Raw genomic sequence first — 15951 nt, 5'->3', positions numbered from 1 at the left:
GGAAGAGATGCTCCCCAGGTCCTAGCGGGAACGTATGCACCTCCAACCATGGGTTGATGGCGTCAGAACGGCCCCACCCTAGATTTTGATTTATGCCGATAGCAATCGAACACGTCCTGATCTGGGTTAGCGCTGCCTTCCTGATTGTTTCCATTTTCCTAGCGCCAGGTTGGCGCCAGCAGCTTCGGATCTGTGGAGGGAGCTTAGCGCTCATGGTGGCCCTGGCCCTGCTGGTCAGGGAAGGTACCGGTTGGCAGCTCATAGGGCTGTGGCTCGGTGCGGGGAGCATCCTGCTTGGCGTTTTGCTCCAAGCCACCGGGAGGCGTGGAGCGCCTGCACCCGCCCGTAAGGTGTGGAGTTTTTTTCGAACGGTGGTTGCCGCGGGCTTGGTGGCCGCTTCTGGCCTGACCCTTGTTTTGTTTCCACCCTTTGTCCTTCCACCGCCCACAGGCCCCCAAGCAGTAGGCACCACAACTTTGCAGTGGAGTGATTCGAACCGGCCAGAACTGGCTACAGCCGAGAACGAGGATGACCGGCGGATCGTCGTCGCTCAGCTGTGGTACCCGGCCACTGACGCCCCGTCCGGGAGCCCAAAGTCACTCTACTTAGGCAGGACATCCGACGAAGCAGACGAAGTAGGTCAGGGCCTTGGTGAACTGCTGGGAGTTCCTAAGCTCTTCATCGATGAAGCCATAAGGGGAAAGACCAACGCCGCGTTGGACGCTCCTGTGATCCCGGGACAAGACCGGTTTCCTGTCGTGCTTTTTTCTCCTGGGCTCGGAGGAGTCAGAACCCAGAACACCGCATGGGCAGAAGACCTGGCAAGCCGCGGCTACGTTGTGGTGGCGCTTGATCATCCATACGACTCGGCAGCGGTGGTCCTGGAGGACGGCGCAACTGTCAAGACCGCAATACACTCAACCGGCGACCCCCTCGAAGATGAGCGGCTGGCAGACGGATGGGCATCTGTGCGCGCCCAGGATTTTAGCTTCGCCTTGTCGCAACTAGAGAAGCTTGACCTCGGGACCGTTCCAGGACAATTCGCGCATCGGCTGGACACCGGCAGGGCGACCGCTACCGGGCATTCGCTTGGCGGGGCAGCAGCCTTGCAAGCGGCTTCGCAAGACAAGCGGTTTGTCGCAGCGATTGATATCGACGGTTTTCCGCGCAACACCGCTCAGCTGGGAAGCCTTCCTCCTGCTCTTGCCTTGGTGGCCGGTATCGGGACAGGCAACGAGGAGAACGACAGAGAGTACAGAACCCGTCTCCTGGACGCTCTCACGGCGTGCGACTCCGCGGTGCTGACAGTCCCGGGTGCCGGGCATCTGAGTTTCACGGATGCCGCTGCTCATCTCCCGCTGTTACCCTCGCTCTTTGGCTCCCTGGATCGTGAGGAAGGGCATCGCACATCAGTAGCAGCCACGTTGGCTTTCCTGGAGACACAGGTCCGTTCATCCCCCAGCGGGGACGCAAGGGAAAAATTGGCAACTCTCGGTGAACTCACAGCGACCGCCGGCTGCCCGGCAGCCCGGCAGCCCGGCTGCATACTCACTCGCTCATAGCTAACCTCGGAGACCTAGCGTCGGATTCGCCAAAGCTGACTGGGGCGTCCACGCGTCCCGTCGGTTAGCTCGCCCGTCGATTCCAGTCTTGGCTCCATCGCCCTCCTGAAAGTGTCGCGCTGCAGATTATGTCCCAGGACAGCTTCATGCACGCGTCGGAGGTCCCGCAATGTGAAGGTTTCCGCACCCAGCAACCCACCTGGATCTGGTCGATCTGCATAGCTTTCACGCGCGCTCTCAACTGCGAACTGAACAATCTCGGCATGGTCGTAGGGAAGGTTTCCAATGATGCCTGTATCGCCCACCGGCGCTAGCCTGACCCGCTCGTCGCCCCCAACGGAAAGCCTGTCGGCTGCCACAATGTCGAGGTGCGCAACTGAGAGCACCCATCCCCGGTCGTCACGGTGCGGGTCATCGAAGACGTGAAGTTGCTCAGGAACGCGGCCCGTCACCTTTGCCTTGTCACGCAGCGATCGCAGGACCGCTTGCGCAAGTGTTTCACCCTCATGAAGGAAGGTGCCAGGCAGCATCCAGGCGCCTTCGGTTTTCACGAGCAGAACCGACAGCTCGTCCCCCGCCACAGTTAGAACCGCCGTATCGACGGCGACGTTGGGCCGTGGATACGCCGTTAGCGGCTTTCTTGTTGCGGGAGGCACTCTCACACAGTAATTGAGCAACTACGCGCAAAAAAGTGTGCCACGCTGCAAATTCCTTTTTGAGCACTATTGCGCAAACTCACACTTCGGCCCTATCGTTGATTTAACGCAATTATGCGCAAAGGAGGCGACGATGCAACCCTACACTTCGCGCGAATTCCCTGGGGAGTTGGAAGCACTCGCAGGAAAGTATCGCCGCAATCCATGGGAGCGAAATGTTTCAGATTGAGGAAGTACTTGGGCCCATACATCCGGTCGGCGGACGGCGGGTGGTAGATGCTTCCCGCCAAGCAAACCTCACCTTGGTTCAGGCTACGGACAAAGGCGATTCCTTGTTCTTGCTGACTTGGGACGACCGACTGGTCCCTATTACCACCACGAACCAGGAAGCCTTGGACGAATGGGGCCGGCAGCAGATTCACGTACATATACGTGCGATTGGCCCTAGCAAAGCAGCCGAGAATGCCGAAATTCGGTGGACAGAACTGTCTCAGGACGAGGTGAGGGTTGCCCGCCGTCTTGCCATGGAGTCATTGCTTGTCTTCGGAGGATATTTTGACGGTCTTACTTATCCGGACGGGTTCTTTGTTGTTCGCTGCATGGTCGAGGGTGCACCCTTGGCCTACACGCTGTCATCTTTCGGTTATCCGCACGCTTCCCGACCTCCCGAATATCACGCAAAGCTCGAAGAGTTCAGGAAGCGGGTCCGGGAAGCGGCACTTCAGGATGCCTGGGGTCGAAATACCTTGGACAAGCTGCTTGCCGTGGAACTGCAGAACAGAATTTGGTTTCCGCACGAAACCATCAGCTATAAGGAAGTACTCACACCGGAAGACGTCCTTCTCCTCGGCCTACCCAAGGAACCGATCGAGGAGCTTCAAAGCATGGCAAAAGCCCTAGCCGGGAGGACCTCCCATTATGGAAGGTCACACCTTGACGGCGAGAGTGCAGTGGTTGTCTTGGCTCGTATGGCTACCGATCACCCTGGTTTTTCCGCAGAGAGCTACCGGAAGGTGCTCGCGAGCGGTGTCTTTACAGTCAGGTCCGTAAGGGCGTGCGAGTCTGCGCGACGCCAGGAACGCATTGCCAAAGCAAGGGCCTCAGATCTTCTCGACGCCGTGTTCGAACTTCATTTCTTCAACCGCCGCTGGGCGGGGTCCCGATTGGAGGGACCAGAAATTCCAGTCCATGAAACCCTGGGTGATCTTTACTCTGCCGCTGAAATTGATGCAGCCATCGCAGAGACCGACAAACTCATCCAGCATGGCCGGCAGTTTTCCTATCCAAATTCAGAAGCCGATAAAATCCTGGAGCGCGAACATCCCGGATTCAGCCATAGCCACATATATCAGGCACTCTCTTGGGGCTTCCATGGACAACGATGACCGGGACTTGGGACAGCCCTCAGTGGTTCATCATCCTGATCTTGAGCGCTGCAGGCTCGAGAGTTACGGCCAAGTGCTTACCCGTGCCTACGTGATCCCCGTCGAGCTGGAATTCCTGTTCGTGCTCCAAAGTGATTTCGGCAGACTTCCCCTGGAAGTACTCCACCGACGTGGTCTTGCGCTTGTTCCGTCCGAAGATGCCGGCGATCACTCCCAGCCAACCAAGCCGGCCACGAGGTGCGAGGATCAGGAGGTCCAGGACGCCGTCGTCCACCTTGGCCTCGGGAAATATCTCCACGCCGCCCATGATCCTGCCGCAGTTGCCGATCATCACGCTGCGGATGCGGCGCCGCACAGGGTGTTTTCCGTCCATGCTGATCCTGGCACGCACCGGCTTTCCGGGAAGCTTCCGGATGCCGGCTTCCACGTAGGCGAGCCAGCCCATCCTGTCCTTCAGGACATCAATGGTGTCAGCCATAATTGCTGCGTCATAACCCAGGCCGCCCATCACCAGGAAAACCTGCCGGTCCGCGGAGCCGTCCAGGTTGGTGCGGATGACGTCCACCGTGCGCTCAGTGCCGTTCAGCACATCGTAAGCAGCGGCTACCGGATCGGTGATGTTGATGCCCAGGTTCCGTGCCAGCAGGTTCCCGGTGCCCAGCGGCACCAGTCCCAACGGAACTCCGGTGCCCGCAAGGATTTCTGCCACGCAGCGGACGGTGCCGTCACCGCCTGCGGCAATAACGACGTCGACTCCTGCTTCCAGCGCTTCCCGCGTCTGGCCTTCCCCGGGGTCCTCGACAGTGGTTTCCAGCCACAGCGGCTCGGCCCATCCTTGGGTCTCGCACAGCCGGAAAATGGAACCGCGTAACTCCGGGCCGACAGATTTGGCGGGATTGATTACGACGGCTGCCCGCAGAGTGGGGGTGGTGTTAGTGGCTGACATAGCGTCCTTGAAAGAGTGGCGTCTTCGCCGCGTGGCGACGGGAAAGGCCCCGAACTGAAATCGTATCGGGGATTGACCGGCTTGGGCAGCACCGGCGCGGGGGCGTGGACGCTCCACCCCTTCGCCCCATAGGCTGGCTACGTTATGGAAGACTCCGGCCTGTCCGGGATACTCCTGGGGGCCGCGAAAGCAATGCGGAAGGCGGCGCAGCATGACCGAAGCGGAGAACATTTCAGCAGAGGCCGAGGCGAACAGCAGGGACCCGCATGATTGGGGCCGGGCCATGGCCCGGGCAGTAACGAGGCTTGCTGAACAGCTCGCCCCGGAGGGAAGCGAGGACATCCACGCCTCGGTGGTGGACAGGGAATTGTGCCTCACTATCAGGGACGATCCAGACGGCGTCCTCATCACGTTGTCCACTCAGTTCTCAGGGGACCGTACCAACCAAAAGGGCTGAAAAGCCGACGCTATATAAAGCCTCGTGATCTTTAGAGCCCCTTGACCGCGCCAAGCACCTTGGTGAGGGACTCTTTCGCGTCCCCGAACAGCAGCGTTGTCTGAGGTTCGAACATCAGGTCATTTTCAATCCCGGCAAAGCCAGGGCGCATGGAGCGTTTGAGGAAAACAACCTGCCGCGCATCGGCGACTTCGAGGATGGGCATGCCGTAGATCGGCGAGCCCGAGGAGGTCTTGGCGGCGGGGTTTACGACGTCGTTGGCTCCTACCACCAAGGCGACATCGGCCGTCCTGAACTCCGAGTTGATCTCACCCATTTCCTTGAGCGACTCGTAGGGAACGTTGGCCTCGGCGAGGAGGACGTTCATGTGTCCGGGCATGCGTCCGGCCACCGGGTGGATGGCAAAGTCCACCTGGATGCCGCGGGCCTCAAGGGCCTGCGCCAGTTCAGCAGCCGTGTGCTGCCCTTGGGCAACCGCCAGGCCGTACCCCGGAACTATGATCACGCGTTGCGCGTAGCCCAGCAGTACAGCAACGTCCTCGGCACTGGAGGACCGCACCGGGCGGTCGCTCGCTGTCGTGGAACCCGCCGTCGAACCTCCGCGGAAAGCGCCGAACAGGATGCCCGCGACGCTCCGGCCCATCGCTGCAGCCATGGCGCGGGTGAGGATGGTACCCGAGGCGCCCACCAGCGTACCGGCGACGAGGAGAAGCACGTTGCCGAGCACCAGGCCGCTAGCCGCGACGGCCAGGCCGGTGAAGGCGTTCAGGAGCGAGATGACAATGGGCACGTCAGCGCCGCCCACCGGAAGCACCAGCAGGACACCGGCGGCCAGTCCCAGCACCATCAGTATCAAGGCCAGCGCCAACGAACCAGTCAGTACGACGGCGGTTGCGGCACCCAGCGCTGCGATCAGCACGGCGGCCATCAGCACGGGCAGGCCCGGAAATACAATCGGGCGGGTGGTCATAAGCTCCTGAAGCTTGGCGAAAGTGATCGCGGAACCGGCGAAGGAGACGGCGCCTACCAGCAACGTGAAGACAACCGCCAGGCGCACCCAGGATTCCCCGGCATGCCCCAATTCCAGAAGTGCCACGAGCGCGGCGGCGCCACCTCCTACGCCGTTGAAAAGGGCCACGAGCTGGGGCATCTGGGTCATTTGCACACGACGGGCAACGGGCGCTGCCACAGCCGTGCCAACAGCAATGGCGCCCAGAATCCAGGGAATGTTGTCGAGCCTTGCCGAGAAGAAAACGGTGACGACCGCGATGAGCGCCCCGAAGGCGCCGAGGAGGTTTCCCTGGCGGGCAGTGCGGGGGGAATTGAGGCCCTTAAGCGCGAGGATAAAGAAAACAGCCGAGGCCAGATACAGCAGTGCCGTCCATACCGGGTCCAGGAGAATCACTTTTGGACCTCCCTGTTGGCGGATCCGGGTTTTTCGAGGCCCGGCTTCTTGCGTCCGCGGAACATTTCCAGCATTCTGTCCGTCACCACAAAGCCGCCCACGAGGTTGGCTGTGGCCAGGACCACCGCAAGCAGGGCCACCGCGAGCACCCAGGGATCGGCGGCCTGGCCCGCGACGATGATCGCGCCCACCAGGATGATTCCGTGGATGGCATTGGCCCCGGACATAAGCGGGGTATGGAGGGTGCTGGAAACCTTGGAAACCACTTCGAAGCCCACAAAGACCGCCAGCACGGTGATGGTGAGCAAACTGATCGGATCCATCAGGACACCCCCTCATTCGGCGCAGCCATGTTCGTCGCGGGGGCGTTCTCCAACTCGAGCAGATGCAGCGCTTGCGCGGTGGGCTCGTGCCGCACAACGCCGTCGTGCGTCAGACAGGAAGTGGCCAGGACCTCATCCTCAAACTGCGGGGCCACAACGCCTTCCTTCGTCATCAGGGCCAGCAGGTTCGCAACATTCTTGGCGTAGAGGCGGGACGCGTCTGCCGGCATCGCCGACGCCGCATCCTTCATGCCCACCACCGTCACAGCTCCCTGGCCATCTGCCGTGGGAACCTGATGGTCCTCTCCGGGAACCGATCCCTCCACGTTCCCGCCAGACTCCGCGGCGAGGTCGACGACGACCGAGCCGGGGCGCATGCCCTGCACCATTTCCTTGGTCACCAGGAGAGGAGCGCGCCGTCCGGGGACTGCCGCCGTCGTGATCAGCACGTCCGACTGGGCCACATGCGGGGCCAGCAGTTGGCGTTGCAGGGCGCCGCGATCGGCGCTGAGCTCCCGGGCATAGCCTCCCGACGCCTCGGCAGTTTCAAGGTCCAGTTTGATGAACGTGCCTCCCATCGAGGTGACTTCCTCGGCAGAGGAAGGCCGGATGTCGTTGGCCGAAACGCGGGCACCCAGGCGCTTTGCGGTCCCGATGGCCTGGAGACCGGCCACTCCGACGCCGAGCACCAGCACACGCGCCGGAGGGATTGTTCCTGCTGCTGTCATGTACAGCGGAAAAAAGCGAGGAAGCCGCATGGCCGCCTCCAGCACACAGCGGTAACCGGCCACCAGGGCCTGGGAGGAGAGAGCGTCCATGGATTGGGCCCGCGAGATGCGGGGCACCAGTTCCAGGGCGAAGGCGGTCACCCCGGCAGCCGCGAGCGCCTGGACTGTGGGCAGCTCCGACGACGGCGACGCAAGACCCACCGTGATTGCTCCGCGTTTGAGGCTCTGCGCCGTTGCCGGTTCCAGCGGGCGCACGTGGGCGTAGACATCCAGCTCACCAAGGCCCAGTGCGGGGACGATGTGAGCGCCGGCCTGGCGGTAGTCGTCGTCGCTGTTTCCCGCAGCAGCTCCGGCACTCTCCTCCACCAGCACCTCAAGGCCAAGCCCCGCCAGCTGCTTCACCGTCTCCGGCGTCGCGGCCACCCGCCGCTCTCCGTCCCGGCGTTCGCGTGCTATTCCTAGCCTCACCCGCCACTCCCCTTCCGACGAGTGCAGCGGCGGCTTCCTGGCTCTTCGCCGGTGGCTCATGCCTTGCGGAGCAACACTGCTGCACGTGGTTGGCACGAGTCTAAGGCCCCTTGGGACCGCTTGGTGCGAACAGGCAGGTAATTCGCTCAAATTGGGGATTACGGGAAAGTGCTGCCGGTTCCCGCGGCGGGCTAGCTGACATGCAGCGGTGTCACCGGAGTCAGCAGGTTTCCCTCAGCAGCAAACTGCGCAAGATTCGCTAGGGTGAGCTCTGCCATGGCTGCGCGGGTTTCGTGGGTCCCGCTTCCCAGGTGGGGCAGCATGACCACGTTGTCCAGTGCCAGGAGCTCCTGCGGCACTTTCGGCTCCTCGGCAAAAACGTCAAGGCCGGCGCCGCCCAGTGTTCCTGCAAGAAGGGCGGCCACCAGCGCCTGTTCGTCCACCACCGATCCCCTCGCGATATTGATGAGGTAACCATCGGGGCCAAGTGCCTCGATGACATTACTGTCAACCAGGTGAACAGATTCCGGGCCCCCGGCGGCCGCAACGATCAGGACCTCCGAATTCCCGGCCAGCTCCTCCACTGACGGCCAGTACGTGTACGGAACACCCTGCACGGGCTTCCGGTTGTGATAGCTGATAGTGCAGTCAAAGCCCTCCAGCCTTCTGGCGATTACCCTACCGATCCGGCCCAGCCCCAGGATTCCCACCCGTTTCCCGCTGGCCTTGGTGGCGAGCGGGAAGTTGCCTTTGCTTGACCAGTCACCCCTGCGGATGTAACGGTCAGCCGCACTCGTCCGCCGCAGGACGTCCACATAGAGGGCTATCGCTGTGTCAGCCACACAGTCATTAAGCACATCCGGCGTATTGCTGATAGCTATGCCCCGATCGACTGCCTGGACCACATCGGTGGTTTCGTAACCAACGCCGAAATTGATAACGGCCCGGAGGTTCGGAAGATCGGCCATTAGGTCGGAGCCCACGCCAACCCGTCCCGACGTAACAGCAACCTCGAACTCCCGCCCCCGCCGCAACAGGAACTCCTGCTGTTCGGAAGGAAGTTCCGGGAGCCGGACCGCGGAGTATTCAGCGAGGACGGCATTCTGGACTGATTGCATCAGCGGTCCCACTTGGAGGACAGAAATGTGGTTCATACCTGCAGACTAAGTTTCGCCATCCATACGGGTCCAACATTCAAAAAGCATTGATCTATGCTCGCCTTGAATTGATTCCTACTGTTCCGCGGAATGGCGGGGATCACAGCTCGGAGTGTCTGATGTCACAGGACGAGATCGTGGCGCAGGGGCCCTGCCAAGGCGTCTGAGGGAGGCCCGCGAGCTTGTGGACCACCAGAGGCTCCTCTAGCTTGAGTGCAAGCACAGCGACTGGCCCAAGTGGGCGAGTGCCCGAGTCAATCCCTTACCGTGCTTCCCTAATTCCGGAGGAATCCAATGACGTCTTCTTCAAGAGACCAGCCCCAAGCGTCTGCCTTCAAATGGCCAGCTCTCACGGCCGTAGCCATACTGGCGCTGACCGGCTGTTCGGTGGCGAATTCTGACGCAGCCCCCACCGCTGGGGGCAATCTTCGCGTGGTGCTGGCCCAGGAACCCCCCACCCTGGAAGCCTGCGAATCGAACCTCACCTCCACCGGCGTGATCACCCGCTCCAATGTCACCGAGCCGCTTGTGGAACGCAACCCCACCACCGGGGAGCTGGAACCTCTGCTTGCCACCGAATGGAAAGCCACGTCTGACACTGAGTGGACGTTCAAGCTGCGCGAAGGCGTGAAGTTCCAGGACGGCACACCGTTCAATGCAGCAGCCGCCGCCTTCACTATTGACCGCGCAGTCAATTCAAAGCTCGGCTGCAACGTCGAAGGCTATGTCTTCGGCGACGCCGACCTGAAGGTCCATGCCGTGGACGACACAACCCTGACGGTCACCACCGCTGAGCCGGACCCGATTCTTCCCTTGCGCCTTTCCTTCCTTGAAGTGGTTCCGACGTCTACCAGCACCACAGCTAAGGTCCGTGAGCCCATCGGAACAGGCCCGTACAAGATCGAGAAGTGGGATGCAGGACAAAAGATCACACTCACCAGCTGGGACGGATACTGGGGCGACAAGCCCGCGTACGCCAAGGCCGAGTACCAGTGGCGCTCTGAAAGCTCAGTGCGCGCCGCGATGATCACCAGCGGTGAAGCCGACCTGGCCATGGGCCTGAGCCCGGATGACAATGTGGGCGAGCTGGGCATGGACTACCCGAACAACGAGACTGTGGCCCTGCGCCTGGAGGCCACGAAGGCCCCGCTCAACGACATCCGTATCCGCCAAGCCATCAATTACGCGATCGACAAGAACGGGATTGTGGGTTCGCTCTACCAGGCCAAGCACAAGGCAGCAGCCCAGCTGATTCCTGAAGGCATCGTGGGACACAATTCCGGACTCAAGGCTTGGGCCTTTGACCTTGAGAAGGCCAAGTCCCTGGTCGCTGAGGCCAAGGCAGACGGGGTGGACACCTCCGCTCAGGTGTCACTTGTAGTCCGCAACGCGCAGTTCCCGAAGGTTACCGAACTGGCGCAGGTTCTGCAGGAGCAGCTGACCCAGGCCGGCCTGAACGTGAAGCTGAAAATGCTTGAAACCAGCCAGCAGCTGACCTACCAAGTGCGCCCCTTCGCCGAGGATGAAGGGGCAGTCGCACTGATGATTCAGCATGGCAACCAAGCGGGAGACGCAGCCTTCACCGTTGACCAGTACATGCTCTCCACCGGCGCCCAAAGCTACTTCGGGACGCCGGAGTTTGACGCGATGATCAAGAAGGCGGATGCCGCGTCCGGGGATGAGCGCCAAAAGAACTTTGAAGAGATCTTTGCCTACCAGAACGAGAAGGTCGTCCAGTTCGCCCATATCTCGCACCAGACCGGAATCATCGGCAAGGCCAAGACCGTCAACTACTCGCCCGACTCCTCCAGCGGCGATGAGCTTCGTGTATCGGAAATGACCCCGGCAAACTAACCGGTAACTTCAGGAATTGAAGGACAGCAATGCTGATCTACTTGAGAAAGCGGATAGTCTCCAGTGCACTTCCGCTCGTGGTGGTTGTTGTAGGTGTTTTCGCCCTTGCCAGGATGACCGGCAACCCAGCCAGCTTGTACCTGCCACTAAACGCAACGGAGCAAATGCGTGAGGACTTCACCGCACGCAACGGCCTGGACCAGCCACTCCTGGTACAGATGGCGGACTATTTCGGCGGTGTGCTGAGGCTCGACTTCGGTCAGTCACTTCGAACCGGCCAGGACGCCGCAGCGATGGCGCTGCGTGCGTTCCCCGCCACCTTGCAACTGGCCGCCACCACCATGGTGCTGGCAGTAGTCCTGGCCCTGATTGTGGGCTGCTGGGCGGCCCTTAAGCCCAACGGCCTGGCGGACCGCATCTCGAGTTTCGTTTCCATGGCTGCAGCTTCCATCCCTGACTTCTGGCTGGCCATCGTGGGAATCTGGGTCTTCGCCATCACTCTGGGCTGGCTCCCGACGTCAGGAGTGTCGGGAGCCGCAGCCTGGGTCCTTCCCATCGCCACGCTGTTGCTGAGGCCATTTGGGGTTCTGGTCCAGATAATCCGCGGATCTATGGTCTCGGCATTGTCTGAGCCATACATCAAGCTGGCCCGCAGCCGCGGTGCAGGCGAACTGCGCGTGGTCACGCATCACGCCCTGCGCAACGCGGCGGCCCCGGCACTGACCGTGGCCGGTGACCTCACGGTAGGGCTGGTCAACGGAGCCGTGGTAGTGGAAACGATCTTCGGCTGGCCCGGGATCGGCAAGCTCATGATTGATTCGATCCTGCAGCGCGACTTCGCCGTGCTCCAGGCGGCAGTGCTGCTGACGGCGGTAGCCATCTTCGCACTGAACATCCTCATCGACATGGGCTACGCACTGCTCGACGCACGCGTCCGCCCCGTCATGGCACGGGCATAGGAGCAACCATGAAAAGTTCATTGACTGAGCCCGGAACACAGAAGCAGGCTAAACAGGACGGGAAGCTGAGCCTTTTCCGGTTGCTGCTCAAAGACAGGTTCGCCACTGCGTCAGCGGTGATCCTCGTCTTCATTGGCCTGACCGCCCTGATTGGCCCATCGCTCATGGGCGACCTGGCGACCAAGCAGAACCTCCTGGCCGCCAACAAAGCACCGTTCACACTGGCCCACGGCTGGGAATACTTCCTGGGAAGCGATTCACTGGGACGCAGCATGCTCGCCCGCCTGGTGGTAGCCAGCCGCACCACGTTCTCGGTGGCGCTTCCGGCAGTCGCCGTAGCGCTGGTGATCGGCTCTCTGTGGGGAGTTTGGGCCGGCTACCACCGCGGCTGGCGGGAAAACGTGTCCATGCGGATCGCCGACGTCATCATGAGCTTCCCGTCCCTGCTGCTGGCCGTCGTCGTGCTTTACGTCTTCAGCCCCAGCGCCGGAAACATCGTCCTGATCCTCGCCCTTACTCGTGTTCCCATCTATCTGCGGACAGCGCGGGCCGAATCGGCAGAGCTTCAAAGCCGGACGTTCGTGGACGCCGCACGGACCTTCGGAGCGAGGCCGAACGCCATCATTGGCCGCCATGTGATCCCCGTGGTCCTGCCAACGCTCCTCACGCTGGCCACTCTCGAATTTTGCTACGTGATGCTCGCTGAGTCCTCCCTCAGCTTCCTCGGCATCGGAATCCAGCCGCCGGATGTCAGTTGGGGTCTCATGGTTTCCCAGGGCAGACAGTACCTCCAGACCGCCTGGTGGCTTTCCATCTTTCCCGGCGCAGCCATTGTGCTGACAACCATCGCGGCAAATGTCCTGGCGGCCTGGCTGCGGATCGCTACCGACCCTGCCCAGCGATGGCGCCTGGCCCTTCCCCGCAAGCGGCTGATCGCCCGTATTCCAGTCAAGGAGGCAAAGCCGTGAAAACCAGTACCGAAACCATGCCCACAGGACAGACCAAGGCGCATGATGTTGTGCTCAGCGTCAAAGACCTGGCCGTGGACATCCGAACACACCGGGGAACCGTGCGGGCGGTGAACGGCGTTGGGTTCCAGGCCCGTGCGGGCGAGACCCTGGCATTGCTCGGTGAATCCGGTTGCGGCAAGTCAATGACGGCCAAGGCTCTCGCCGGAATCATGGATCCCGTCTGTGACATGGCAGGCGGAAGCATCGTGCTCAACGGAACAGACCTGGCAGCATTGACGCCAAAGGAGCGGCTCAAATTTGCTGGTCCGGAGCTTGGAATCGTCTTCCAAGACGCACTGACTGCGCTCAATCCGGTTTACACCGTAGGAACACAGCTCGGCGAAGCCTTCAGGATCCACCAGGGTCTCAGCGCCAAGGACGCCAAGGCCCAGGCCATTGAGCTGATGAAGCGGGTAGGCATCCCGGAGCCTGAATCGCGGGTCAATTCGTATCCCCACCAGTTCTCCGGTGGCATGCGCCAGCGCATCCTCATCGCCATGGCCGTGGCCCTGAACCCGCGGCTGCTGATCGCGGATGAACCCACCACCGCACTGGATGTCACTGTCCAGGCGCAGATCATGCAGCTGCTGCGCAAACTCCGGGAGGAGGGGCAGATGGCTGTGGTCCTGATCACCCACGACCTGGCGGTGGTGGCGGAAGAAGCCGATTCCGTGGCCGTCATGTATGCGGGAAACGTGGTTGAAAGCGGACCGGTTTCCGAGGTCTTCAGCGATCCAAAGCATCCTTACACCAAGGGGCTGCTGGAGTCCGTCCCCGTTCACTTGGAACGCGGCGCGCGTCTGATGTCCATCGCCGGCAGCCCGCCGGAACTGCACGACATCCCCTCAGGGTGCGTCTACCAGTCCCGCTGCCCGATAGTGCAGGACATCTGCCGCGCCCAGCGCCCCCACCTGCTCCCGGTGACGGAACCCGGCCCTCCCACGGACTTCGACACCGTCACACCGCCAGTACCGCCCCGGGCCGCGGCCTGCCACTTCAGCAAGGAGCTAAACAATGTCTGACACGCTGCTGCAGATCGATGGCTTGAGCAAGACCTTCCACGTAGCCAAGGGTGCCAGCGGCAACACCCGGCTCCTGGCGCTGGACGGAATCAGCCTGACCGTGGGACGGGGTGAGACCCTTGGCCTCGTGGGTGAGTCGGGCTGCGGCAAGTCCACGCTGGCCAGGACCCTGATGATGCTGGAGACGCCCGACGCCGGAACGGTGACCTTCGAAGGAACCAATCCGTTCGGGCTCCGTGGAAAGGAACTTCTCAACTGGCGCCGGAGGGTGCAGATGGTGTTCCAGGACCCCTTTGCCTCACTGAATGCGCGCATGAGTGCCGGCGACATCATCGCCGAACCCTGGGCAACCCACCGGAGCCTCTACCCGTCGTCCCGGGAACGCGACACCCGCGTGCGCCAACTGCTCCAGATGGTGGGCCTGCGCCCGTCCGACGCCGGTAAATCACCGCAGGAGTTCTCAGGCGGCCAGCGTCAACGGATCGGCATCGCCCGCGCCCTGGCGCTGAACCCGGACGTCATCATCCTGGACGAGCCTGTGTCCGCGCTGGATCTGTCGGTCCAGGCCCAGGTCCTCAACCTGCTCAACGATCTCCAGCAGGAACTGGGTGTTTCCTACATCTTCATTTCCCACGACTTGACGGTGGTGAGGCATGTAGCCGACCGTGTGGCCGTGATGTACCTGGGAAGGATCATTGAAACGGGAGCCACGGAGGAAGTCTTCGACCACCCGCGCCATCCCTACACGGCGGCTTTGATGTCCGCCTCTCCGAAACTTGACGTCACCGGGGCCAAGCGGGACCGTATTGTGCTCCAAGGCGAGCTGCCCTCCCCCTTGGACCCGCCGTCGGGCTGCCGTTTCCGGACCCGGTGCTGGAAGGCGCAGGATGTCTGTGCCGAAGTGGCCCCAAGCCCGGCCATGACAGCATCCGCGGACGGCGGGCAGCACCTGTCGGAATGCCACTTCCCGCTCGAATCCATCAGAGGCCTGTCGGGCGCCGTGGCGCCACGTTAAGGCCGGGGCACCACGTTAAGGAGTTCCCGGCCTTCGGTCAAACGCGCGATGTTTGCAGCGATGTCAGCAGCACGGCGTTCGAAAGTGACGCGGGCATGGCCGGAGTGGTGTGGGGTCAGGACCGTGTTGTCCAACGATGCGAACGGCAGCTGCGCGGGAGGTACCGCCCCGTCCGCAGGCGGCCCCCACCAGACATCGATGCCCGCCCCGGCTATCTGTCCCTCCTGCAGGGCCTGGAATAGCGCCCGCTGATCCACAACCGGCCCCCGTGCGACGTTAATAAGGAATGCCGAGTCTTTCATCGCCGCGAACTCCGCCGCTCCGATCATCCCCTCCGTCGAGGAGTCAAGGGGGGCGGTGACAACCACGACGTCGGCCGCCGCCAGCAGTTCGGGGAGCTGCTCGTTGCCACCCACCCAGCTGAGGCTGACGCCTTCCGGAAGGCGGGCGCCCGGGTTCCTGCGGACGGCCCGGACATCCATGCCCAGCATTCCCGCCATAACCGCCACTTCGGCCCCGATGGTGCCCAGTCCCACCAGGCCCAGTGTCATTTCGCCGAGCGTTGGGTGGAACGGCACGTCGGGGTCGGTGGCAATGGTCTGCCAGGTGCCGTCGCGCAGTGCCCGGTCGGCGATCATCACCTTGCGGGAAAGCATCAGCGTGACCATGAGCACATGCTCCGCGATGGGGCGTGCGTGGTGGAACGTGTTCGCAACAACGGCTCCGGGGGGCAAGTCCGCCAGGGAGATCTTGTCGTATCCGGCGCCGGTGACGTGCACCAGCCGCAGCTTTCGTGCGCCCGCAGCCAACTTCGCATTGAACGAGGAACAAATCACGACGTCGGCACTTGCCAGTGCTTCCAGTTGCCGTTCAGGCGTCCAAGCCGCAGCCATCGTCCAGTGATGGGCGCCGTCGTCGTGCCTTAACTGTTCTTCGAAACGGCTGATGATGGGATCCGTCACCACAATTCTCAAGCCCACTTTGGAAGGTTCCTCTGTTGAAGC

General features: G+C 62.1%; 15 protein-coding genes. 8 read left to right on the top strand and 7 right to left on the bottom strand.

Translation table 11 applies throughout. The features are described from left to right. Positions 1 to 92 precede the first annotated feature (92 nt). Entirely contained in the window at positions 93 to 1562 is a 1470-nt protein-coding gene (locus M1E02_RS00500; RefSeq protein ID WP_479376226.1) for an alpha/beta hydrolase family protein, read from the top strand. A gap of 14 nt (positions 1563 to 1576) precedes the next feature. Here M1E02_RS00500 and M1E02_RS00495 read toward each other — a convergent pair whose 3' ends face one another. Further along, positions 1577 to 2218, bottom strand: coding sequence for an NUDIX hydrolase (locus tag M1E02_RS00495; protein WP_479376225.1), 642 nt, complete (start codon positions 2216 to 2218; stop codon positions 1577 to 1579). A 215-nt stretch (positions 2219 to 2433) separates the two neighbouring features. On the opposite strand from M1E02_RS00495, the gene M1E02_RS00490 reads away from it, so the two are divergent. After that, on the top strand, positions 2434 to 3603 hold the full coding sequence (locus tag M1E02_RS00490) for a hypothetical protein (RefSeq protein WP_479376224.1): 1170 nt from the start codon (positions 2434 to 2436) through the stop codon (positions 3601 to 3603). A 19-nt stretch (positions 3604 to 3622) separates the two neighbouring features. Here the strand turns inward: M1E02_RS00490 and M1E02_RS00485 are convergent, their stop codons facing one another. Next, a complete protein-coding gene (locus tag M1E02_RS00485; protein WP_479376223.1) occupies positions 3623 to 4549 on the bottom strand; it encodes a diacylglycerol/lipid kinase family protein in 927 nt (308 codons plus the stop codon). 211 nt (positions 4550 to 4760) lie between these two features. Here M1E02_RS00485 and M1E02_RS00480 point away from each other — a divergent pair, with 211 nt between their 5' ends. Continuing rightward, positions 4761 to 5006: a hypothetical protein gene (locus M1E02_RS00480; RefSeq protein WP_479376222.1), complete on the top strand. Its 246-nt coding sequence runs from the start codon at positions 4761 to 4763 to the stop codon at positions 5004 to 5006. A 31-nt stretch (positions 5007 to 5037) separates the two neighbouring features. On the opposite strand, the gene M1E02_RS00475 is transcribed toward M1E02_RS00480, so the two are convergent. The 4 genes from M1E02_RS00475 to M1E02_RS00460 all read right to left on the bottom strand — a co-directional run bounded on the left by M1E02_RS00475 (position 5038) and on the right by M1E02_RS00460 (position 9084). Then, positions 5038 to 6411, bottom strand: a complete 1374-nt coding sequence (locus tag M1E02_RS00475; protein WP_479376221.1) for an NAD(P)(+) transhydrogenase (Re/Si-specific) subunit beta — start codon at positions 6409 to 6411, stop codon at positions 5038 to 5040. Then, the gene (locus tag M1E02_RS00470; RefSeq protein WP_479376220.1) at positions 6408 to 6734 is read right to left on the bottom strand and encodes an NAD(P) transhydrogenase subunit alpha part 2; all 327 of its coding nucleotides are present in this window, start codon (positions 6732 to 6734) and stop codon (positions 6408 to 6410) included. Before M1E02_RS00470 ends, M1E02_RS00475 begins: the two co-directional genes overlap by 4 nt. Further along, positions 6734 to 7930, bottom strand: coding sequence for a Re/Si-specific NAD(P)(+) transhydrogenase subunit alpha (locus M1E02_RS00465; protein WP_479376219.1), 1197 nt, complete (start codon positions 7928 to 7930; stop codon positions 6734 to 6736). Before M1E02_RS00465 ends, M1E02_RS00470 begins: the two co-directional genes overlap by 1 nt. A gap of 191 nt (positions 7931 to 8121) precedes the next feature. Next, a complete protein-coding gene (locus M1E02_RS00460; protein ID WP_479376218.1) occupies positions 8122 to 9084 on the bottom strand; it encodes a 2-hydroxyacid dehydrogenase in 963 nt (320 codons plus the stop codon). Positions 9085 to 9381: 297 nt separating this feature from the next. Between M1E02_RS00460 and M1E02_RS00455 the strand changes: the two genes are divergently transcribed. Genes M1E02_RS00455 through M1E02_RS00435 form a run of 5 tightly spaced genes read left to right on the top strand, consistent with a single transcriptional unit; the run spans position 9382 to position 14947 of the window. Then, the gene (locus tag M1E02_RS00455) at positions 9382 to 10941 is read left to right on the top strand and encodes an ABC transporter substrate-binding protein (RefSeq protein WP_479376217.1); all 1560 of its coding nucleotides are present in this window, start codon (positions 9382 to 9384) and stop codon (positions 10939 to 10941) included. 29 nt (positions 10942 to 10970) lie between these two features. Then, a complete protein-coding gene (locus M1E02_RS00450; RefSeq protein ID WP_479376216.1) occupies positions 10971 to 11900 on the top strand; it encodes an ABC transporter permease in 930 nt (309 codons plus the stop codon). Between the two features lie 8 nt (positions 11901 to 11908). Then, positions 11909 to 12868 (top strand): ABC transporter permease, encoded by a 960-nt coding sequence (locus tag M1E02_RS00445; RefSeq protein WP_479376215.1) that lies wholly within the window; start codon positions 11909 to 11911, stop codon positions 12866 to 12868. A gap of 17 nt (positions 12869 to 12885) precedes the next feature. Beyond that, positions 12886 to 13932, top strand: a complete 1047-nt coding sequence (locus tag M1E02_RS00440) for an ABC transporter ATP-binding protein (protein WP_479378246.1) — start codon at positions 12886 to 12888, stop codon at positions 13930 to 13932. After that, positions 13925 to 14947 carry an ABC transporter ATP-binding protein gene (locus M1E02_RS00435; protein ID WP_479376214.1) on the top strand — a complete coding sequence of 341 codons (1023 nt, stop codon included), beginning with the start codon at positions 13925 to 13927 and terminating at the stop codon, positions 14945 to 14947. The genes M1E02_RS00440 and M1E02_RS00435 overlap by 8 nt, the downstream gene beginning before the upstream one ends. Here M1E02_RS00435 and M1E02_RS00430 read toward each other — a convergent pair. After that, the gene (locus tag M1E02_RS00430) at positions 14944 to 15927 is read right to left on the bottom strand and encodes a 2-hydroxyacid dehydrogenase (RefSeq protein ID WP_479376213.1); all 984 of its coding nucleotides are present in this window, start codon (positions 15925 to 15927) and stop codon (positions 14944 to 14946) included. The genes M1E02_RS00435 and M1E02_RS00430 overlap by 4 nt on opposite strands. Positions 15928 to 15951 lie beyond the last annotated feature (24 nt).

It is taken from the genome of Arthrobacter sp. Z5-13, from assembly GCF_056499105.1.
Note: the sequence above shows the minus strand (reverse complement) of the source record. Positions and strands in the feature narration are given on the sequence as shown.